The organism is Bradyrhizobium australafricanum, assembly GCF_020329495.1.
In the GTDB taxonomy this organism is placed as follows: Bacteria; Pseudomonadota; Alphaproteobacteria; order Rhizobiales; family Xanthobacteraceae; genus Bradyrhizobium; species Bradyrhizobium australafricanum.
Genome location: NZ_JAGKJL010000004.1, coordinates 145,087 through 165,109, shown reverse-complemented (window position 1 = coordinate 165,109; position 20,023 = coordinate 145,087). Strand labels below are relative to the sequence as shown.

The 20,023-nt window shown below is 65.6% G+C and carries 17 protein-coding genes and 1 pseudogene; 11 read left to right on the top strand and 7 right to left on the bottom strand.

Annotation, left to right across the window (positions count from 1 at the left end; all coding sequences use genetic code 11):
* The first annotated feature begins 4 nt into the window (after positions 1 to 4).
* From J6525_RS06100 to J6525_RS06070, 7 genes are all read left to right on the top strand, one after another.
* Complete coding sequence (locus J6525_RS06100) at positions 5 to 886, top strand: AAA family ATPase (protein WP_092081356.1); 882 nt, start codon at positions 5 to 7, stop codon at positions 884 to 886.
* Positions 883 to 2,001, top strand: a complete 1,119-nt coding sequence (locus tag J6525_RS06095; RefSeq protein WP_225642838.1) for a vWA domain-containing protein — start codon at positions 883 to 885, stop codon at positions 1,999 to 2,001. The genes J6525_RS06100 and J6525_RS06095 overlap by 4 nt, the downstream gene beginning before the upstream one ends.
* Positions 1,998 to 2,888, top strand: coding sequence for an amidohydrolase family protein (locus J6525_RS06090; protein ID WP_092081360.1), 891 nt, complete (start codon positions 1,998 to 2,000; stop codon positions 2,886 to 2,888). The genes J6525_RS06095 and J6525_RS06090 overlap by 4 nt, the downstream gene beginning before the upstream one ends.
* A gap of 51 nt (positions 2,889 to 2,939) precedes the next feature.
* A complete protein-coding gene (locus J6525_RS06085; RefSeq protein ID WP_225642836.1) occupies positions 2,940 to 3,788 on the top strand; it encodes an MBL fold metallo-hydrolase in 849 nt (282 codons plus the stop codon).
* A 12-nt stretch (positions 3,789 to 3,800) separates the two neighbouring features.
* Positions 3,801 to 5,372, top strand: a complete 1,572-nt coding sequence (locus tag J6525_RS06080; RefSeq protein ID WP_225642834.1) for an isochorismatase family protein — start codon at positions 3,801 to 3,803, stop codon at positions 5,370 to 5,372.
* Between the two features lie 9 nt (positions 5,373 to 5,381).
* Positions 5,382 to 6,008 (top strand): FMN-dependent NADH-azoreductase, encoded by a 627-nt coding sequence (locus J6525_RS06075; protein WP_225642832.1) that lies wholly within the window; start codon positions 5,382 to 5,384, stop codon positions 6,006 to 6,008.
* Positions 6,009 to 6,241: 233 nt separating this feature from the next.
* Positions 6,242 to 7,531, top strand: a complete 1,290-nt coding sequence (locus tag J6525_RS06070) for an IS4 family transposase (RefSeq protein ID WP_225642830.1) — start codon at positions 6,242 to 6,244, stop codon at positions 7,529 to 7,531.
* A gap of 384 nt (positions 7,532 to 7,915) precedes the next feature.
* On the opposite strand, the pseudogene J6525_RS06065 reads toward J6525_RS06070, so the two are convergent.
* The 3 genes and pseudogenes from J6525_RS06065 to J6525_RS06055 form a co-directional block, all read right to left on the bottom strand.
* Positions 7,916 to 8,851: pseudogene (locus J6525_RS06065) on the bottom strand (sensor histidine kinase); the annotation flags it as partial.
* 424 nt (positions 8,852 to 9,275) lie between these two features.
* Positions 9,276 to 9,968: a response regulator transcription factor gene (locus tag J6525_RS06060; protein ID WP_225642827.1), complete on the bottom strand. Its 693-nt coding sequence runs from the start codon at positions 9,966 to 9,968 to the stop codon at positions 9,276 to 9,278.
* 150 nt (positions 9,969 to 10,118) lie between these two features.
* A complete protein-coding gene (locus tag J6525_RS06055) occupies positions 10,119 to 10,625 on the bottom strand; it encodes a hypothetical protein (protein WP_225642826.1) in 507 nt (168 codons plus the stop codon).
* 433 nt (positions 10,626 to 11,058) lie between these two features.
* Between J6525_RS06055 and J6525_RS06050 the strand changes: the two genes are divergently transcribed.
* Positions 11,059 to 12,522, top strand: coding sequence for a catalase (locus tag J6525_RS06050; RefSeq protein WP_225642824.1), 1,464 nt, complete (start codon positions 11,059 to 11,061; stop codon positions 12,520 to 12,522).
* Positions 12,523 to 12,735: 213 nt separating this feature from the next.
* Here the strand turns inward: J6525_RS06050 and J6525_RS06045 are convergent, their stop codons facing one another.
* From J6525_RS06045 to J6525_RS06035, 3 genes are all read right to left on the bottom strand, one after another.
* Positions 12,736 to 15,075 (bottom strand): Tex family protein, encoded by a 2,340-nt coding sequence (locus J6525_RS06045; protein WP_225642822.1) that lies wholly within the window; start codon positions 15,073 to 15,075, stop codon positions 12,736 to 12,738.
* Between the two features lie 114 nt (positions 15,076 to 15,189).
* Positions 15,190 to 16,044: an amidohydrolase family protein gene (locus J6525_RS06040; protein ID WP_225642820.1), complete on the bottom strand. Its 855-nt coding sequence runs from the start codon at positions 16,042 to 16,044 to the stop codon at positions 15,190 to 15,192.
* The gene (locus J6525_RS06035; protein WP_225642818.1) at positions 16,041 to 17,087 is read right to left on the bottom strand and encodes an aldo/keto reductase; all 1,047 of its coding nucleotides are present in this window, start codon (positions 17,085 to 17,087) and stop codon (positions 16,041 to 16,043) included. The genes J6525_RS06040 and J6525_RS06035 overlap by 4 nt, the downstream gene beginning before the upstream one ends.
* Before the next feature lie 350 nt (positions 17,088 to 17,437).
* On the opposite strand from J6525_RS06035, the gene J6525_RS06030 reads away from it, so the two are divergent.
* Complete coding sequence (locus J6525_RS06030) at positions 17,438 to 18,562, top strand: hypothetical protein (RefSeq protein WP_225642816.1); 1,125 nt, start codon at positions 17,438 to 17,440, stop codon at positions 18,560 to 18,562.
* Between the two features lie 27 nt (positions 18,563 to 18,589).
* Here the strand turns inward: J6525_RS06030 and J6525_RS06025 are convergent, their stop codons facing one another.
* Complete coding sequence (locus J6525_RS06025; RefSeq protein ID WP_092081380.1) at positions 18,590 to 18,904, bottom strand: monooxygenase; 315 nt, start codon at positions 18,902 to 18,904, stop codon at positions 18,590 to 18,592.
* 80 nt (positions 18,905 to 18,984) lie between these two features.
* On the opposite strand from J6525_RS06025, the gene J6525_RS06020 reads away from it, so the two are divergent.
* Entirely contained in the window at positions 18,985 to 19,563 is a 579-nt protein-coding gene (locus J6525_RS06020; RefSeq protein WP_092081382.1) for a TetR/AcrR family transcriptional regulator, read from the top strand.
* A 49-nt stretch (positions 19,564 to 19,612) separates the two neighbouring features.
* Complete coding sequence (locus J6525_RS06015; RefSeq protein WP_225642814.1) at positions 19,613 to 20,017, top strand: GFA family protein; 405 nt, start codon at positions 19,613 to 19,615, stop codon at positions 20,015 to 20,017.
* Positions 20,018 to 20,023: the final 6 nt, after the last annotated feature.

The window sequence follows — 20,023 nt, the reverse complement described above, 5'->3', positions numbered from 1 at the left end:
CTCCATGCCGGTCCGCAGCAACATCGTCGGCATCGACAGCCCAGAGGCGCTGGAGAAGGCGCTGCGCGCGGCCTATTACCTCGCCGACAACGGCATCGCGACCGCCTCCTATCTCTCGCTGGCGCTCGGTAAGCCGCTGCTGCTCGAGGGCGCGCCGGGTGTCGGCAAGACCGAAGCTGCAAAAGCGATCGCCGCCGTACTCGGCCGCAGGCTGATCCGCCTGCAATGCTACGAAGGCATCGACGCCGCCGCGGCCCTCTACGAGTGGAACTACCCGCGCCAGATGCTGGCGATCCGGCAGGCCGGCGAGGAGAGCATCGACATCTACGGCGACGCCTTCCTGATCGAGCGTCCGATGCTGGCCGCGCTGCGCGCGCCCGACGCGACGGTGCTGCTGATCGACGAAATCGACCGCGCCGATCAGGAGTTCGAGGCCTTCCTGCTCGAATTCCTCTCCGACTTCCAGATCTCGATCCCCGAGCGCGGCACGGTGCGCGCTGCCGAACATCCCGTCGTGGTGCTGACGTCGAACCGGACGCGCGATCTGCACGAGGCGCTGCGGCGGCGCTGCGTCTATCACTGGATCGATTATCCGAATGCCGAGCGCGAGGCGCGCATCGTGATGATGCGCGCCTCCAGCGTCGCCGAGGCCACCGCCCGCGCGGTGGTCGCCGCCGTCGGCCGGCTGCGCCGCGAGCCGCTGAGCAAAGCGCCCGGGATCGCCGAGGCGGTCGACTGGGCGGAGGCCGCGACCTTGCTCAACAAGGGCGGAGCGCGCTGGCCGGACGCGTTCAAGCGCTCGATCGGCGTCGCGCTGAAGGACGAGGAGGATCTGCATTTCATCTCACCGCGGCTCGATGCGATCATCGCGGAGGCGGCCGCATGAGTGACGACCAGCAACTGCCGCGCGCCGCGCGGATATTTGTCTCGTTCGTCGCGCTGCTGCGCGCCAACGGCTTCGCGGTCGCGCCGGAGCAGACGACGAGCTTCCTCGCCGCGATCGAGCTGCTCGGGCCGCGCAGCCTGGAGCACATCCGCCAGGCCGGGCTCGCGACGCTGGCGCCGCCGCCGGAGCGTCGCGCAACCTATGACCGGCTGTTCGACATCCATTTCCGCGGCGCTGATGCCATCGAGCAGGCCGAGGGCGAGGATGAGGAGACCGTTCGCCTGCAGGAGGAAGGCCGCGGCGAGGACGAGCCGCCGCTCGCCGACGAGGCCAATGAATCCGGCCTCGCCGCAGCGCGGGCCGAGGCATTGGTCGAGCGACGCTTTGCACAGACTACAACCAGCGATCCGCTGCGAAAACTGTCGCGCGAGGCAGCACGGCGGCTGCCGCGACGGCGCGGCCACCGGCGCCGCCGTGGACGCAGTGGCCCGTTCGCCGATCTGCGCCGCACGCTGCGCGACAGCGTCCGCAATGACGGCGAGGTGCTGCGGCTCGGGCGGATGCGACGCCGCCAACGCCCGCGAAAGATCCTGTTCCTGATCGACGTCTCCGGCTCGATGAAGGCGCGCACCGAGGAGAACATGAAGCTCGCGCATGTGCTGGTGCAGGCGGCGGGCAATGTCGAGGTCTTCACCTTCGGCACAAGACTGACCCGCGTCACGCCGGCGCTGCGGCTGAAGCGGCGCGAGCAGGCGCTGAACGCGGCCTCCTTCCTGGTCAGCGACTGGGACGGCGGCACAAGGATCGGCGATGCGCTGCAGGCCTTCCTCGCCGTGCCCCGGTTCGGCGGATATGCGCGCGGCGCCGCGGTCGTGATCGTCTCCGACGGCCTGGAACGCGGCGATCCGGCTGCGCTGCGCGATGCCGTGGCAAAACTGGCACGGCGGGCCTGGCGCGTTAGCTGGCTGACGCCGCTCGCAACCTCGCCCGGCTTCACGCCGCAAACCGAGGCGCTGATCGCGATCCAGCGCTTCATCGACGATCTCGTGGACGGCGGATCCAGCGCGGCTGTTGTCGCGCATCTGCTGTCGCTTGGAACAAGGAGAGCCGCGTGACTGGCATTGTCGACGGACATCATCACATCTGGCGGCAGGCCGATCTCGCCTGGCTGTCCGGCCCGATGCAGCCGCGCATCTTCGGCCCCTACGAGCCGATCCGCCGTGACTATCCGATCGAGGAGTATCTGGACGACCTCAAGGGCACCGGCGTCACCCGCTCGGTCTATGTCCAGACCAACTGGCCGAACGGCCAGTTCGAGGACGAGGCGGCCTGGGTGCAGCAGACCGCGGACCAGCACGGCTGGCCGCACGCCCTCGTCGCCTATGCCGATTTTTCCGTCGCCGACGTCCGGCCGCAACTCGATCGGTTGAAGCACTATCCGCTGGTGCGCGGCGTGCGCATGCAGCTGCACTGGCACGAGAACCCGCTCTATCGCTTCGCCGCCCGTGCCGATCTCTGCACCGATCCCGTGATCCGGCGCAATGTCGGCCACCTCGCCGACTATGGCTGGAGTTTTGACCTGCAGGTGTTCGCGCCGCAGATGGCCGATGCGGCCGGCCTTGCGGAGGCCTGCCCTGACGTGACGTTCATCCTGCAGCATGCCGGCATGCTGGAGGATCTGTCGCCGCAGGGCCGCGCCACCTGGCGCACCGGGATGACGCGGCTCGCGCGATGCCCGAACGTGGTGTCGAAATTGTCCGGGCTCGGCACCTTCATCCATCGCAACGATGCCGCGCATATCGCCGGCGTGGTGACCGATACCGTCGCGATCTTCGGCGCCGACCGCTGCCTGTTCGGCTCGAACTTTCCGATCGAGAAGCTGTGGACCAGCTATCGCGATCTCATCGCCGCTTTCAAGACGGCGGCCGAACGGCTCAGTCCCCAACAGCGCAATGCGATCTTCAGCACGACGGCGGCGCGGGTCTATCGGCTGGAGCCATAGCCGCACCGCGGGCACGAACATAACAACAAACAGGAATTGGGAGGGAGACAGATGCCGCTAGAGATCAAGATTCTGGACTATGGCGATATCGAGCTGGAATCGAGCTTCCTCGTGCTCGGGCACAATTGCGGCCGCACTCGCCGCGTGCTGACGCTCGGCTTCCTGATCCTCGGCGGCCCTTACCCCGTGCTGGTCGACACCGGCTATCGCTCCAACCAGATCATGGAGACGCTCGGCATGCGCGGGCTCCAGTTCCACGAGAACATGATCGAGAACCAGCTTGCCCGCCACGGCGTGCGGATGGGCGACGTCCGCTTCGTCTGTCACACCCACCTGCACATCGACCATGCCGGCAAGGACGACCTGTTCCCGATGAACACGACCGTCGTGCTGAACCGCAAGGAGCTGGAATACTCCGTCTCGGGCCTGATGCACCCTCAGTATCCGGCGCCGGACATCAAGCACCTGATCGACCGCCTGCACACCAAGAGCGCGCTGCGCTTTCTCGACCTCGAAATCACCGGCCCGGTCGAGCTGATGCCGGGCGTGTATTGCGACGCCGCCAACGCCCATACCGAAGGCTCGATGAACATCCATGTCCACACGGCTGACGGAATCGCGACGATCTGCGGCGACGTGATCTACGATTTCAACGACCAGATCGTGAATCCCTTTAACGAGATCCACGACGCCGAGCCGCGCACCACCGGCAACCACGGCACCAGCAAGCGCGCCGAGAAGGCCGCGATCAAGAAGCGGCTCTCGAGTTCGCGCTATCTGCTGCCGGTGCACGATCGCCCGGCCAAGATCGAGGGCGGCATGGTGGTCGGCCGCCTGCATGACCAGGTACCCGGGCCTGTCGTGCAGAGCCTGCCGCAGCGCAACTGGTTCCCGGCGTAGAGGATCGAGGCGATGACGCATGTCACGCTGCGCAGCGAGTTCGAAGACCTGATCGATCCCTACGCGCCGGTCGGCCAGGTCGGGACCGGCTTCGATTTCACGGAGGGACCGATCTGGCATCCGGCCGATCATTTCCTGCTGTTCTCCGACATGCCGGGCGATGTGCGCCGGCGCTGGGATGCGCGGCGCGGCGTCGTCGAGGTCAGGCGGCCATCGAACAAATGCAACGGCATGACCTATGACGCGGACCTCAATCTGATCGTCTGCGAGCACGCGACGTCTTCGCTGATCCGCGAGCGGCCCGACGGGCGGCGCGAGGTGCTGGCTTCGCATTACGAGAACCAGGAGCTCAACAGTCCGAACGATGTCTGTGTGCATTCCTCCGGTGTGATCTATTTCTCCGATCCCTGGTACGGCCGGATGCCGGTCTATGGCGTCGAACGGCCGCGCCAGCTCGGCTTCCAGGGCGTCTATCGCGTGCCGCCCGGCGGCGGCGCGCCGAAACTGCTGGTCGACCGCTATCTGTTCGAGCAACCGAACGGGCTGTGCTTCTCGCCCGACGAGCGCATCCTCTATGTCAACGACACCGTGCAGGCGCTGATCCGCGCCTTCGACATCACGGCAGACGGCTCGCTCGGTAATCCGCGCGTGTTCGCCTCCGGCATCCGCTCCGAACTCGAGCCCGGCCTGCCCGACGGCATGAAGTGCGACCAGCGCGGCAATGTCTGGGTCACCGCGCCCGGCGGCGTCTGGGTCTATTCGCCCGCCGGCGACCTGCTCGGCAAGGTGCGCCTGCCCGAGCTCGTCGCCAACCTCGCCTGGGGCGGCGCCGACTTCCGCACGCTCTATCTGACCGCCACCCATTCGGTCTATGCGATCCCGACCAAGGTCGGCCCCCGCCACGAACCCTATATGAGCGGCAAGCGCGGCGGCGCGGGTGCCGCTTCGTCCACGCCTGCGCCGAATCTCGCCGCCGGTGAGATGCAGCTCGATCCGCAACGCTGCGCGATGATCATCCAGGACATGCAGAACGACGTCATCATGGACGGCGGCGCGTTCGCCGAGTCCGGTGCGCCCGCACACGCCCGCCAGCAGCATGTCGTCGAGAATGTGCGCCGCGTGGCCGAGGCTGCGCGAGCGCGCGGCGTCGTCATCATCCATGTCTGGTTCGTCGTCGAGCCGGGCGCGCCCGGCGTCACGCTCAATGCGCCGCTGTTCGAGGGGTTGGTCGACAGCAAGGCGATGGTGCGCGGCAGCTGGGGCGCGGCACCAGTCTCGGGACTCGAGCCGCGCCCGGGCGACTTCGTGGTCGAGAAGATGCGGATGAGCGCCTGGGAAGGCACGCGGCTCGAGACCATCCTGAAGGCAACCGGCCGCGACATGATTATCAATACCGGAGCCTGGACCAACATGTCGGTCGAGCACACCGCGCGCACCGGCGCCGACAAAGGCTATTTCATGATCGCGCCGGAGGATTGCTGCTCGACCATGAATGCCGACTGGCACAACGCCGCGATCAATTTCGCGCTCCAGAACGTCTCCGTCGTGACCAACGCCGACACCGTGATCAAGGCACTCGGCTAGGGAGGCGCGGTGCCGAAGCTGCTGCACCTTAACTGCTCACCGCGCCCCGATTCGGAATCGGCGGCCGGCGCGCGTGCCTTTCTCGATCGCTTCCGTCAGGCGCGGCCGGACTGGGAGATCGACGCGATGAACCTCTGGCGCGAACCGCTGCCGGAATTCGAGGGTTATCTGCTCGAGGCCAAATACGCCCGGATCGGCGGCAAGAGCTTCACCAGTTCGCAGCACGACGCCTTCGCAATCGCCGAGCGCCTCGCGCTGCGGCTGTCGCTGGCCGATCGCGTGCTGATCTCGACGCCGATGTGGAATTTCGGCATTCCCTACAAGCTTAAGCAATGGCTCGACGTCATCATCCAGCCCGGGCTGGCCTTCCGCTTCGATCCGGCGCAGGGCTATCTGCCGCTGTTCAACGACCGCCCGACGGTCGTGATCCTGGCAAGCGGCAGCGACTTCGTCACCGGCATGAACCGCGGCCGCATCGACATGGCAACGCCCTATCTGCGCGAGGCGCTGCGCTTCATCGGCATCAGCGACGTGCGTTTCGTGCCGATCGGCCCGACCACCGGGCCCACCGAACCGATCCGCGCCGCCCGCGAGGCGGCGCACCGGCGGCTAGTGGAGATGGCGGGGAGGTTTTGAAAGAGACTCCACTCCGTCGTCGTCCCTGCTTTCGCACTAGGGGATGCACACATCTGGTGCGACGGATTGACTCGGGTCAGAGATTGGGGATTCCAGAATCGGGGGTCTCGGTGACTTCTATTACGGCACTTCGGCTTGGGCGGAGGTGCCAGCATGTTGTCGCGGATTGACTGGACGTTGGGCCGGTTCGAGGATGGTCGTCTCGATAAAGGGGGGCGGCGCTCATCGGACGCATGGTCGCGGGCAAGGATGTATGCCTTCGGCGGCTTTCCAAGGGAGACCGCGCGCTGGAGGTGCGGTTCAACCGCTTTCTCGGTAACTCCAAGGTGACGAAGGAGCGCATCATCGAAAGCTGGAGCGAAAGCACTGCTGCGGCGGTTACAGGCCGCCATGTTTTGGCGATCCAGGACACCAGCGAGATCCACTTCAACACCACGCCGCAACGCCGGCGCGGGCTCGGGGAGATCGGCAAGGGCAATCACCACGGCGTGCTGCTGCACCCGATGCTGGCGGTGGATGCGGACAATGGCACCTGCCTGGGACTTTTGAGCGGCGAGGTGTGGACGCGTGAAGGCCCTCGGAGCGTCTCGCATGACAGCCGCGACCTGTCGGACAAGGAATCGCAGCGCTGGATTGCCACCGCCCTTGCGGCCAAGCCGCTGCTTACCGGTGCTGCAATGGTGACCCTGCTTGGTGACCGCGAGAGCGACATCTTTGCTCTTTATGCCAGCGCAGCCGAGCAAGACTACCGCGTGATCGCCCGCAGCATGCATGATCGCAAGCTGGCCGACACGACGGGTTTGTATGCGGCGATCGACGCCATGACGGCGGTAGAGCGTCGCATCATCGAGTTGCCTGCGCGTGCGGGGCGGCCTGCACGTCCGATGGACCTCGAACTTCGCTTCGGCGCAATCGAGCTGGCCCGGCCGCAAAGCAAGTTCCTGCGCCATTTGCCGAAAAGCCTGCATCTGGCCATCGTTGACGTCCGCGAGATCAATGCCGATCCCAACGTCGAGCCGTTGCACTGGCGTCTTCTCACCTCTCACGAGGTCACCAGTTCAGACGATGCCTGGCGCATCGTCGCCTGGTACAAGCAGCGCTGGATCATCGAGCAGTTCTTCCGCGTCCTCAAGACGCAGGGCTTCAAGCTCGAGGATAGCCAGATCGGCACCGCCGGCCGGCTTCTCAAATTGGTTGCCATCGCTGCCAAGGCCGCGATCATCACCATCCAGCTCCTGCAAGCGCGCAACGGGAGCCAGCAGTCGCTTCACGTTGCCTTCAATCCCAGCGAGATCGATGCGTTGACCGCCCTCAATCAGCAGCTTGAAGCCAGGAACAGACGACTGAAGAACCCGCATCCGTCCGATCGTCTTGCCTGGGCGGCCTGGATTATCGGCCGCATTGGAGGATGGGACGGCTATCCGTCCTCCAAGCCACCAGGCCCCATCACCTTCAAAAACGGTCTCGATTACTTCCGCGCCGTTGCTCTCGGATGGAGCCTCAGAAATGTGTGCATGCCCTAGTGCGAAAGCAGGGACCCATAACCACAGGGTTGCGTTGTTAAAGTGAACTGTGGCCCCACCGGCGCAAGCCAATCAGTAGCGGTGGCTATGGGTCCCTGCTTTCGCACTAGGGCATTTACACATCTCTTCGAGGCTAGAAAACCGACTCATCATCAAGGGGTTAGCTACTAGGCGAGAGCCGAAATCGGCGGGCGCAACCCTAGTGCAGATGAGTAAGTTCTCTGCGGTTTTCGGCCAACTCTTTGAGAAGACTCCGGAAAGACTGCGGAGGATATGTATATACGCTAGTGCTTTCGCAGGGACGACATCGAATGTATAGCTTGGCCGGCGGGTCATACGCTTTCATTCTCGCGAAACGATTTTGTGGGTCACTCCGCGCTAGCCCTACGTTTCCGCGGCGGGAAAGACCAGCCTGCACAACAATCCCGGCGCATTGTCGCGCAATTCGATCCGTGCACCGTGCAAGCTCGCGACCGCCGCGACCAGGCTGAGGCCAAGGCCGTTGCCCGGCGTGTAGCGGCTCTGCTCGAGCCGGTAGAACCGCTTGAAGACGCGGTCGTGCTGCTCGGCGGGTATGCCGGGGCCGTCATCGGCGATCGAAATCACCGCGCCTCGCTCATCGTTGTCGCAGATCACCATCACCCGCCCACCCGGGCGGCCATGCTTGATGGCGTTGTCGACGAGATTGGCAATCGCATCGAACAGCAGGTCACGGTCCCCGGTAACCAGCACCGCCTGATCGCCGGCAAGGTCGAGCCGGGTGGTAACCTCCTCAGCCGCGGCATCGTAGAGCTCGACCACCTCGGCGGCGATCTCGACGAGATTGACGGTGCGAAACGCACCCTTGCGGGCTCGCGTCTCGATCTCGGAAATCCGCGTGATCGACGCAAACATCCCGAGCACCGCGTCGAGATCGGCGATGGTGTCGCCGATCAGCGCGGCATCGCCCTCCCCGCTCCGCGGGGCGTGGTAGGCTTTCTCGAGCCGGCCGCGCATCCGGGTCAGCGGCGTGCGTAGGTCGTGGGCGATATTTTCGCTGACCTGCTTGACGTCCCCCATCAAGGTCTGGATCCGGTCCAGCATCAGATTGAGATTCTCGGCGACGCGATCCCACTCATCATGGCTGCCGCGGAGCGGGATGCGCTGGTCGAGGCCGGAGAGCATGATGGCACGACTGGTCGCATTGATCGACTCGATCCGGCCGACCGTTCGCCGCGTGACGCCGATGCTGGCAGCGGCCGCAAGCCCGATGATCAGCACGACGACGGCAATGCCGGCGGCCCTGATCTGGGCCATGAAGCCGTCGAGATCGCTGATGTCGTGGCCGACCAGCAGCCGATCGCCGTTCGACAGGGTTTCCGTCACACCCCGCAGCAGGGAGGTTCCCTGGGAGAGCTGTGGCAGGGAGGCACGAAATTCAGCCCATCCCTTCTCGGCGGCGCCCGCCGGCCACTGCCTGAGATTACCCGCCAGCACCGTCGATCCGGGACCGACCAACAAATACACATGATCGGCGAAGCCCTTGTCCGCGACGCGTTGCGCGATCAGCGCGGTCAGGCCATCGCGGCCGGACCGCGCATAGGCGTCAGCCAGGCTCGCCTGCTCGGTCATGATCGCGCGGTCGGACCTGTCGCGTACATAGGACAATGTCGACCAGTAGACATAGGCGAAGATCGCGGAAACGATCAGGCCGAAGGCACCGATGGCGATCAACGCCAGGCGGAACGTCGACGACTTGAAGGTCTTAGCCAGGAGCACGGAGGCAGTATCCGATGCCGCGGATCGTGTGGATCAGCGGGTAGGCTTGCTGGTCGTCGACCTTGCGGCGCAAACGCCCGACATAGACGTCGATGATGTTGGTCGAGGGATCGAAGTGCAGGTCCCACACATGCCGCAGCAGCATGGCGCGCGACACCACGCGGTCTTCGTTGCGCGCGAGGTATTCGAGCAGCTGGAATTCCTTCGGCAGCAGCGGAATCTTGCGACCGCGGCGGCTCGCCGTGCGCGAAATCAGATCGATCGCGAGATCGCCGACCCGCAGGATGGTCTCCTTGGCAACGGTCTCGCTGCGGCGGCCAAGTGCCTCCAGCCGCGCCAGCAGTTCGACGAAGGAGAACGGCTTGACCAGATAGTCGTCGCCGCCGGCGCGCAAGCCCCGCACCCGGTCGTCGATTTCGCCGAGCGCGCTGATGATCAGGAACGGCACCGCAATGCCGCCGTCGCGCATCTGACGCATTACCGTGATGCCGTCGATGTCGGGCAGCATGCGATCGATGGTGATCACGGCATAGTCGCGCGCCGCACCCTGGCTCAGCGCCTCGCGGCCGTTCGCCGCCAGATCCACATCATAACCGCTGGTGGTGAGCTCCTCGACGAGCTGATCCGCGGTTTCGGGATCGTCCTCGACGACGAGAATGCGGCGGTGAGCACCGGTCATATTCCTGAACTCTCCGAGCTGTGTTGAACTCTCCGAGTTCTCAAACTCTCCGAGCGGCCGCCCCGCGACGATCGCCGCCAGACTATCCCATTCCGGGGCAGGATGGAACGTCTGGCGACGACCGCGACAACGGTGCGGTTGGTTGGGCGATCACCAATAGTCCCCGCACACATTGACCCATTGCAGACCGTAGGCCGTCCATACCCTGCGGTAGCAGCCGTAGTCATAGCCGGCATAGAGATAGGGCGCGCCGATGAACGCGAAGCGATGGAAGCGGTGGTGGCGGAAGAAGCCGCCATGATGGAAGAAGCGCGAACCGCGGAATCCGGCGCCGGCAAACCGCGGGCCGATTGCCGGTGCACCGACGAAGCGTGGACCACCAAAGCGCCCGCCAGCGAAATGGCCGCCGCCGCCGCCCATGGCGGCGAACGCCGCGCCGCCACCACGCATCCCGCCGCCGAAACCACCGCCATGCATGCCGCCGCCAAAGCCGCCACCATGCATGCCGCCACCCATGGCACCACCGTGGCCGCCACCGAAGCCACCGCCGCCATGTCCGCCACCACCACCGCCGCCTCTGGCGAGGGCAGCGGGTGCAAGCGCAACGCTGACAGCGAGCGTCGCTGCCGTGAGACACGTGAGAAGCCTGTTCTTCATGAAACCCTCCCTGATTGGGACCGCGGCGAACTCGTATCGCCGCACGCGAGCATGATCAGAAGACGCAAGCCGATGCCCGACTTCAACTGACAAATGCGCCAGATTCTGACACCGGATTTAGAATTCGCGTGCCGGCATGCCGAGCGGCAGTTGCCCGGACCGGCGGCCACGATTGCGTTGGCCGGGATCGACGGACATTTGGCTGGAATCGGCGGATAGCGCTCGTTGAATCGATCGGCCGCGGTTCTTAATCCTGCAGCTATCGGAGAACAACGACGGCGTCGAGGGATCGCAAACCCGCTTCACAATTTGTCGATCACCGGGCTCTCCCTTCCTCGCCGGCCGTCATCCATCCGCGATGCAATCGCCTTTCGCCTGGCCTCCCCGCGGGCGTCGGGACGGCGAAGTGCTGACCTTCAGCAAGGAGCTTTCGATGAACGACGAGACCAAAAGACCGTTTCTGACCCACGCCTCCGGCGCCCCCGTTGCCGACAATGTGAACATCCTGACGGCGGGGCCGCGCGGACCCGCGCTGCTGCAGGACGTCTGGCTGATCGAGAAGCTGGCGCACTTTCACCGCGAGGTGATCCCGGAGCGGCGGATGCACGCCAAGGGCGCCGGCGCGCACGGCACCTTCACCGTCACCCACGACATCACGCGTTACACCAAGGCCAGCATCTTCTCTGAGATCGGCAAGCAGACGCCGATGTTCGCGCGGTTCTCGACGGTCGCCGGCGAGCGCGGCGCGGCGGACGCCGAGCGCGACATCCGCGGCTTCGCGCTGAAATTCTACACCGATGAAGGCAATTGGGACGTGGTCGGCAACAACACCCCGGTGTTCTTCTTCCGCGACCCCTTGCGCTTCATCGACCTCAACCACGCCATCAAGCGGCATCCGCGCACGGGGGTGCGCGACCCCGACATGAACTGGGATTTCTGGACGCTGCTGCCGGAAGCGCTGCACCAGGTCACCATCGTCATGAGCGAGCGCGGCATCCCGAAAAGCTTCCGGCACCAGCACGGCTTCGGCAGCCACACCTACAGCATGATCAATGCCGACAACGAGCGCGTCTGGGTGAAATTCCATTTCCGCACCCGGCAGGGCGTCCAGAACCTGACCGATGCCGAGGCCGAGGCGCTGGTCGGCAAGGACCGCGAGAGCCACCAGCGCGACCTGTTCCAGAGCGTCGAGCGCGGCGACTTCCCGCGCTGGACGCTGTTCATCCAGGTGATGACGGATGCACAGGCCAAGGCATTCCCGTTCAATCCGTTCGATCTGACCAAGGTGTGGCCGAAGGCGGATTATCCGCTGATCGAGGTCGGCACCTTCGAGCTCAATCGCAATCCGGAGAACTTCTTCGCTGAGGTCGAGCAGGCGGCGTTCACGCCGGCGAATGTCGTGCCCGGCATCGGCTATTCGCCGGACAAGATGCTGCAAGCGCGCCTGTTCTCCTATGGCGACGCCCAACGCTACCGGCTCGGCGTCAACCACCACCAGATTCCGGTCAACGCGCCGAAATGCCCGTTCCACAGCTATCATCGTGACGGCGCGATGCGCACCGACGGCAATCTGGGCGCCACGCTGACCTACTGGCCGAACAGCCATGGCGAGTGGACCGACCAGCCGCAACTGAACGAGCCGCCACTCGAATTGTCAGGCGCGGCCGCGCATTGGGATCATCGCGTGGATGACGACCACTGGCAGCAGCCGGGCGATCTGTTCCGCAAGATGAATGCCACGCAAAAGCAGGCCCTGTTCGACAACACCGCCCGTCAGGTCGGCAATGCGTCGAAGCACATCCAGGAACGGCACGTCGCGAATTGCAGCAAGGCCGACCCGGCCTACGGCAAGGGCGTCGCGGATGCGCTGGCGAGGTTTGCCGCCGGAATGCTGTAGCCAGGACGGCCCCCTTCGGCCCCGTCATCCTGAGGTGCCCGCGGAGCGGGCCTCGAAGGATGAATCGGCCAGAGATGGGGCCGTGCATCCTTCGAGGCTCGCAAGAGCTCGCACCTCAGGATGACGGGGACAGCTTAGGCAACTCAGCCAGAAGCGTCAGGTGGCCGATTTCGAACAGGGCGGCGAACTCGGCTTGCCGCCCTCCTCCGCGGCTCAGGTCGGCTTGCCGCGTCCGCTCTTCTCGGCCGCGCGGCGCAGTGCGTCGGCGAGCGCGCTGCCGCCGGATTGCTCCTGCGGCCGGCGCGGAGCCGATGACGTCATCTTGCCGCGCGAGAAATCGCGCGACGGCGCCGCATTGTCCTTCTTCGGCCCGATCTCGTCGTCAAGCCGCAGCGTCAGCGCGATGCGCTTGCGCGCGACCTCGACGTCCAGCACCTTGACCTTGACGATGTCGCCCGGCTTCACCACCTCGCGCGGGTCCTTGATGAAATTCCGCGACATTGCCGAGATGTGCACCAGCCCATCCTGATGCACGCCGATATCGATAAAGGCACCGAAGGCGGCGACGTTGGTCACGGTGCCCTCGAGGATCATGCCCTTCTTGAGGTCCTTGACCTCCTCGACGCCTTCCTTGAACACCGCCGCCTTGAACGCCGGACGCGGGTCGCGGCCGGGTTTTTCCAGCTCGCGCAGAATGTCGGTGACGGTCGGCAATCCGAACGTATCGTCGACGAAGGACTGCGGCTTGAGACCCCGCACCACGTCGGCATTGCCGATCAGCGCCTTGATGTCGCTCTTGGTCGCTTCGAGGATGCGACGTACCACCGGATAGGCTTCCGGATGCACGCCCGATGAATCAAGCGGGTCCTCGCCATTGCTGATGCGCAGGAAGCCGGCGCACTGCTCGAACGCCTTCGGCCCGAGCCGCGGCACCTCCTTCAGCGCCTTGCGCGACTTGAACGGGCCGTTGGCATCGCGGTGCTGCACGATGCTCTGCGCCAGTCCCTGGCCGATGCCCGACACTCGCGCGAGCAGCGGCACCGAGGCGGTATTGGCATCGACACCGACCGCGTTCACGCAGTCCTCCACCACGGCATCGAGCGAGCGGGCGAGCTTGGCCTCGCCGAGATCGTGCTGGTACTGGCCGACGCCAATCGCCTTCGGATCGATCTTGACCAGCTCGGCCAGCGGATCCTGCAGGCGCCGGGCGATCGAGACTGCGCCGCGAATGGTGACGTCGAGGTCGGGCAGTTCGTTCGAGGCGAAGGCCGAGGCCGAATAGACCGATGCGCCGGCTTCGGAGACCACGATCTTGGTCATCTTGCGCTCGGGCAGCCGCTTCACGAGCTCGGCGGCGAGCTTGTCGGTCTCGCGCGAGGCGGTGCCGTTGCCGATCGCGATCAGCTCGACGCCATGCTCGATCGCGAGCTTGCCGAGAATGGCGAGCGCCTCATCCCACCGCCGCTGCGGCTCGTGCGGGAAGATCGCCGTGTGCGCCACCACCTTGCCGGTCGCATCGATCACCGCGACCTTGACGCCGGTGCGATAGCCGGGATCGAGCCCCATGGTGGCGCGCGCGCCGGCCGGCGCCGCGAGCAAGAGGTCGCGCAAATTCGAGGCGAACACGCGCACCGCCTCGGTCTCGGCCGCGGTCCACAGCCGCAGCCGCAAATCGATATTGAGATGGATCTGGATCTTGGTGCGCCAGGCCCAGCGCACCGTCTCCGTCAGCCACTTGTCGCCCTTGCGGCCCTGGTTGGAGATCGCAAAGCGGTTCATGATCTTGAGCTCGTAGAGGCCGGGCTGGCCTACGACCGGCTCCTGCGCCTCCGGCTTGATGGCGAGGTCGAGGATCTCTTCCTTCTCGCCGCGGAACAGTGCCAGGATGCGGTGCGACGGCAGCTTCGGCAGCGGCTCGGAGAAATCGAAATAGTCCTTGAACTTCTCGCCTTCGGTCTTCTTGCCGGTGCGGACGGTCGAGGCCATGATGCCGTTCGACCACATCTCCTCGCGTAGCGCACCGATCAGGTCGGCATCCTCGGCGAAGCGCTCGACCAGGATCGCGCGCGCGCCATCGAGCGCCGCGGCGACGTCGGCGACCTGCTTCTCGGCATTGACGAAGGGCGTCGCGGCCTCGTTCGGATCGCTCTCGGGCTGCGTCAGAAGCTGATCGGCGAGCGGCTCGAGGCCGGCCTCCTTGGCGATCTCGGCCTTGGTGCGACGCTTCGGCTTGTACGGCAGATAGATGTCCTCGAGCCGGCCCTTGCTGTCGGCGGCCATGATCTGGGCCTCAAGCGCGGCGTCGAGCTTGCCCTGCTCGCGGATCGAATTGAGCACCGCGGTGCGGCGCTCCTCGAGCTCACGCAAATACGTCAGCCGTTCTTCCAGCGTGCGCAGCTGGGCGTCATCAAGCGCGCCGGTGAGCTCCTTGCGGTATCGCGCGATGAACGGCACCGTGGCGCCGCCGTCGAGCAGCGTCACCGCCGCCTCGACCTGTTCGTCGCGAACCCCAAGCTCCTGCGCAATCTGATGATGAATCTTTGCCACGCTCATCTCTCTAAAATTCCGTTGCGCCAGGGATCACCGACGGCGCGGACGCCGCTTATGGACCATCCCGGAATGATTCATCAAGGCGCGCTGTGGATCAAATTGGGCGCACGCCGCAATCTATTTCCGGGATGTTGGCCGTCCGCGGCTTGACAAATAAACCCGCGCCGCATTGCCGCCGAAAATCGCAGCTCTTGCTTCACTTGACAAATCAGCAAGCAGGCTCTCCGCGGCTGCCAACCAGTGCGCATAGCCGCCGGCGAGGTTGACGACGGGCCAGTCGCTGCCCCACAGCATCCGCTGCGGCCCGAAACATGCCAGTGCATGATCCACAGCCTCGCTGAGATCGGCAACCTGCCAGTTCGGTGCCGCCTCGGTCGCAAGGCCCGAGAGTTTGCAGACGACGTTGGATCGTGTGGCGAGGCTTGCGATGTCGTCCTTCCAGGCTGCGATGTCGCCGGTCGCAAGGTGCGGCTTGCCGAAATGGTCGAGCACGAATTGCAGGTCCGGATGGCGATCGACCACCTGAATGAGCCGCGGCAAATGGCGCGGCAGCACCAGCGCGTCGAAGACGAGGTCATGCCGCGCCATGGCCTCGAGCGGCGCCGCCAGTTCGGGGCGCAGCAGCCAGTCGTCATCGGCGATGTCCTGCACCATCGGCCGCAGGCCGACCAGGAGCTCGCGCCCGGCAAACGCGTCAATCCGCGCCGCGGCATCGGCGGCGTCGAAGTCGACCCAGCCGACCACGCCGCGCACCTGCTCGGCGCCCTTTGCGATATCGAGCAAAAATGCCGTCTCCGCTTCGGTCGGCGCGGCCTGCACCAGGATGGTGCCTTCGATCCCGGCCGCGGCGAGATGCGGCGCGAGATCGGCCAGGCCGAAGTCGCGGTAGATCGGCCCGCGCTCGGGCGTCAGCCAGCCGTAATCGGCGCGCGCTAGGGTCCAGACATGGTGATGGGCGTCGATCCGCATCATGCCGGCACCGGCGCATGCTGGTCGAGCAGCCCCTCATTCTTCAGGTCGCGCCACAGCGCGGCAGGCACGGGCGACGACAACGCGGCGACGTTGCGCTCGACCTCCTGCGGCGTCTGCGCGCCGAGCACGAGGCTTGCCACCGCCGGATGGCCGAGCGCGAAATGCAGCGCCGCGGTCGGCAGCGCCACGTTGTGGGCGCGGCAGACCCGATCGATCGCCGCCACCTTCTGCATCACGTCCGGCGGCGCATCCTTGTAATTGTACTTGGCGCCGGCAACCGCGCCGGTAGCCAGGATGCCGGAGTTGAAGACGCCACCGAGCATCATGCCGATGCCCTTTGCTTGCGCCAGCGGCAGGAATTCGGCAAGCGCGGGTTGCTCGAGCAGCGAGTAGCGGCCGGCAAGCAGCATGGTGTCGAACGTTCCGGCCTTGGCGAAGCGCACGCACATCTCGGCCTCGTTGACGCCGATCCCGATGCCCTTGACCACGCGCTCGGAACGCAACTTGTCGAGCGCGACATAGGCGCCTTCCATCGCCTCGCGAAACCGCGCCTCGATCGCGTCAGTTCCGTGGGTCCAGACGTCGACGTCGTGGATCAGCAGCAGGTCGATGCGATCGGTGCCGAGCCGCAGCAGCGACTGCTCCACCGAGCGCATGGTGCCGTCATAGGAATAGTCGAACACCGCGCGATGCGGCGCGCCGCCGGCGAAATTGGAGCCGTCGCCGCGGCCGTGGAACGGGTCCATCCAGCGCCCGACCTTGGTGCAGACGACGACGTTGTCGCGCGTCACGCGGCGCAGCGCGGTGCCGCTGCGGTGTTCGGCGAGGCCATGGCCGTAGAGCGGCGAGGAATCCAGTAGGTTGACGCCCAGCGCAAACGCCCGCTCCGCTGCTGCGATCGCAGCAGTGTCGTCGAGCCGTGCGAACAGGTCGCCGAGCGGCGCCGTGCCGAAGCCGAGAATGGAGACCTCGAGCCCGGTGCGGCCGAGCCTGCGGCGTGGCAGTGCCGGGGAGCCTGGATCGGAGGATTGTTGTTGGGTCATTATGGCCTCCCGCCTGCGTTTCTTGTTAGCCCCTCATCAGACTAGCGTCGTTGACCGGGATCGTGAAGAGACCTTGGCGGCCGACGCCGCGGTGAGGTCTCTCATCGCGCACGCACCACATCGCTAAAATGCAATGCACGGCTTCACGTTGCCTAGCGGCGGGAAATAGGCTATGGGAGCGCTCCGCAATTCAACGCAGGAGGCGACGATGTTCAGGTCTGTGCGCTTCCCCGGTTCGCCGCGCGATATTTGACGCGCGTCCCGGGATCGTATCCCGGGTGAAATCGCAACACCCACCCGCAATCAAATCTGCCGCGGGCCTTCGGCTCCGCGCTTGCGGAACTTCTGTCATGACCTCGACGCTTCTGGTGGCCTCTCGTCGCGAGGCCACACGCTCCGTGCTGCTCGAACATCAGCTGCGGAGGTATCATCCGCACGTTCAGGGAAAGGTCCGCGCGCTGGCCATGCGGCACACGCGTCTTGCGGACCTTGCCGCGAGCTTCCCTGCGCTGCTATTCGCGCTGGCGGTCCCGCGAGCCGGGATCGCGTCGGCGCGCGCACGCGCATGCGTCATCCGCTCGCTCGCGGACGCCGCGGCCGCGGCGGGCATTCCGCTGTGGCTGCGCAGATTGCCGCCGGAAGCATTCACCGCTCCGATCACGGGACTGCCCGATGACGAGCTGTTTCGCCGGCAGATCGCGAACCACCTGCCGCCGTCACCGAAGCTCGCGCCGATCTGGCTGAAATCCGTCGCGGCGGTTGCCGAGCTCGCACATGGGCCGGCGGCGGTCTGGATCGCGCGCGAGCTGGTCCGGGCGCCGCCACGCACCGATCCTGCGCGATTGCGGCTCGTCGGCCTGTGGGCTTGGTTCTCCACGCAGCCGGCGACGCTGGGACATACACTGATCGACCGGAGGTGGACGCCGAGCATGCAGATCGGCTCGGCGCTCGCGGCCGCCGATGCGTGGCGCACGATGATCGCGCTGCATGTCAGCCTCGGCTCGGAGCAGATCGCGGATATGTGGCTGCAGCCGGGCCGCGTTGACGGTTACGACTTCATCCCGCTGAACTCGACCACCGATATCTCGGAGGAGGCGGAAGCGATGCAGAATTGCCTGCGCACCTACGGTCCCAACCTCGCCCACAATCGCTCGCGGCTGTGGAGCGTCAGGCGGAGCGGGCAACGCGTCGCCACCCTGAGAGTTGCGGCGCGTTTTGAGGGTCCGTTGCCAGGTATCGCCGAGCTCACCGGTATCCGGAACGCCGTGATGCCGCGCGAGGTCTGGTGGGCGGCACGCCAATGGCTGCATGGCCACGACCTGTTGCGGATGGAGATCGAGCAACGCAGATGGGGCACCGCGCCTCTCGACCGCCCAACCTGGCGCGCGATCTGGCGGCCGTACTGGCTCGCCAGGCGGCAGATTCCAGAATGGCTGCCGCTCGCTCCGTCGCGCAAGGCGCTCAATGCGCTGTGATGCGCATCCGCCAGCGCTGCATCGTTGCTAATCGTCGGCAACAATCTGCTGGGCAAGGTTGTCGACCACCACAGGACTCTCGAAATAGGTCACCGTCGGATCGGCGCCATATTTCTCGCGGGCGCGGACGCGCCACGCGTCGGTATACAGTGCTTCCGCCTCCACCCTCGAGTTCCAGAAATAGATACCGCCGGCCGTCATCCCGTCCTCGGACAGCACATAGGTCTTTCGGAACAGCCCCTGAATGCCGCGATAGATCGGCGCGGTGCTCAGGAAGATGCTGCGAGCTTCCTCGCGCGTGATCGGCTTCGGCAGCTTGAACGTCGTGACAGCGGTAATCATCTGGATCTCCTCAGGTTCATTCTTGACATCATTGTCAATATTGACGATTGTGTCAAGAATGACCCGGTGGAGTAGATCGAATGGTGGGCGTGCGTCAGTTCGACGAAGACGAGATGATCGCAACCGCGCTCGACGTGTTCTGGCGCAAGGGCCTGCACGATGCGACCATGCAGGACCTCGCGGCTGCGACCGGCGTCCAGCGCGGCAGCCTCTACAATGCCTATGGCGACAAGGAAGCGATCTTCCTGCGCGCCTTCGACCAGTATGCCGCGCAATTCCTGGACGCGGCCGGCAGCGCATTGGCGCAGGGCGATACCGCAGCGAGGCTGAGGGGCTTCTTTGACATGATCATCGTCAACATGACCGACGGCACGCCGCAACGGGGCTGTCTGACCACGCGCACCGCGCTCGACGCGTCCGTTTCGAGCGCGGATGTGCGTCAGCGCGTGCAGGACGTGCTCACCCGGCTCGAGCAGCTGGTCGGCAAGGCCATCAGCGCGGCGCCGAACAGGCGCAGCACGGCCGATGCGAACCGGCTGGCGCGCGTCATCGTGACGTTCACGCGCGGGCTCGCCGTGATGGAGCGCGCCGGATACAGCCGCAAGCAGTTGAGGGAATCCGCCACCACATTCATCGATGCCGTGATTGGCGACGCCTGAGGCGGCGTCCCTGTCGCGGCGACGGCGTCATCGGATGGGAGAAACCAGCATGCAGGAACGGAACGGCGGCTGCCTGTGCGGCGCGGTGCGTTACACGCTCAAGAGCGAACCGCGGAGCATCGCGATATGTCATTGCACACATTGCCAGCGGCAAAGCGGCAGCCTGTTCTCGTTCAACCTCGTGATCCGCGAAGCCGACTACCAGCAGTCGGGCGAGACGGTGGTGTTCGTCGACAAGGGCGACAGCGGCTATCCGGTCCATCGTCATTTCTGCGGGCGCTGCGGGTCCCCTCTGCTTGCGAAGACCGCATTGATGCCCGGCAAGGTCGTGGTGAAGGCCGGCACGCTCGACAGCATGGAAGGATTGCAGCCGCAAGCCGAGATCTATACCGATCGCGCCGTCGCATGGCTCACGCCGATCCTCGGCGCTGCGCGCTTTGCCCGGAACGTGTGACCGGAC

Excerpts from the sequence above, each read along its gene's own strand:
- J6525_RS06080 (WP_225642834.1), top strand. The coding sequence starts at position 3,801 with ATGACGCATGTCACGCTGCGCAGCGAGTTCGAAGACCTGATCGATCCC.
- J6525_RS06040 (WP_225642820.1), bottom strand. The coding sequence starts at position 16,044 with ATGATGCGGATCGACGCCCATCACCATGTCTGGACCCTAGCGCGCGCC.
- J6525_RS06070 (WP_225642830.1), top strand. The coding sequence starts at position 6,242 with ATGGTCGCGGGCAAGGATGTATGCCTTCGGCGGCTTTCCAAGGGAGAC.
- J6525_RS06055 (WP_225642826.1), bottom strand. The coding sequence starts at position 10,625 with ATGAAGAACAGGCTTCTCACGTGTCTCACGGCAGCGACGCTCGCTGTC.
- J6525_RS06060 (WP_225642827.1), bottom strand. The coding sequence starts at position 9,968 with ATGACCGGTGCTCACCGCCGCATTCTCGTCGTCGAGGACGATCCCGAA.
- J6525_RS06085 (WP_225642836.1), top strand. The coding sequence starts at position 2,940 with ATGCCGCTAGAGATCAAGATTCTGGACTATGGCGATATCGAGCTGGAA.
- J6525_RS06045 (WP_225642822.1), bottom strand. The coding sequence starts at position 15,075 with ATGAGCGTGGCAAAGATTCATCATCAGATTGCGCAGGAGCTTGGGGTT.
- J6525_RS06095 (WP_225642838.1), top strand. The coding sequence starts at position 883 with ATGAGTGACGACCAGCAACTGCCGCGCGCCGCGCGGATATTTGTCTCG.
- J6525_RS06020 (WP_092081382.1), top strand. The coding sequence starts at position 18,985 with ATGGTGGGCGTGCGTCAGTTCGACGAAGACGAGATGATCGCAACCGCG.
- J6525_RS06100 (WP_092081356.1), top strand. The coding sequence starts at position 5 with ATGCCGGTCCGCAGCAACATCGTCGGCATCGACAGCCCAGAGGCGCTG.
- J6525_RS06030 (WP_225642816.1), top strand. The coding sequence starts at position 17,438 with ATGACCTCGACGCTTCTGGTGGCCTCTCGTCGCGAGGCCACACGCTCC.
- J6525_RS06050 (WP_225642824.1), top strand. The coding sequence starts at position 11,059 with ATGAACGACGAGACCAAAAGACCGTTTCTGACCCACGCCTCCGGCGCC.
- J6525_RS06015 (WP_225642814.1), top strand. The coding sequence starts at position 19,613 with ATGCAGGAACGGAACGGCGGCTGCCTGTGCGGCGCGGTGCGTTACACG.
- J6525_RS06025 (WP_092081380.1), bottom strand. The coding sequence starts at position 18,904 with ATGATTACCGCTGTCACGACGTTCAAGCTGCCGAAGCCGATCACGCGC.
- J6525_RS06035 (WP_225642818.1), bottom strand. The coding sequence starts at position 17,087 with ATGACCCAACAACAATCCTCCGATCCAGGCTCCCCGGCACTGCCACGC.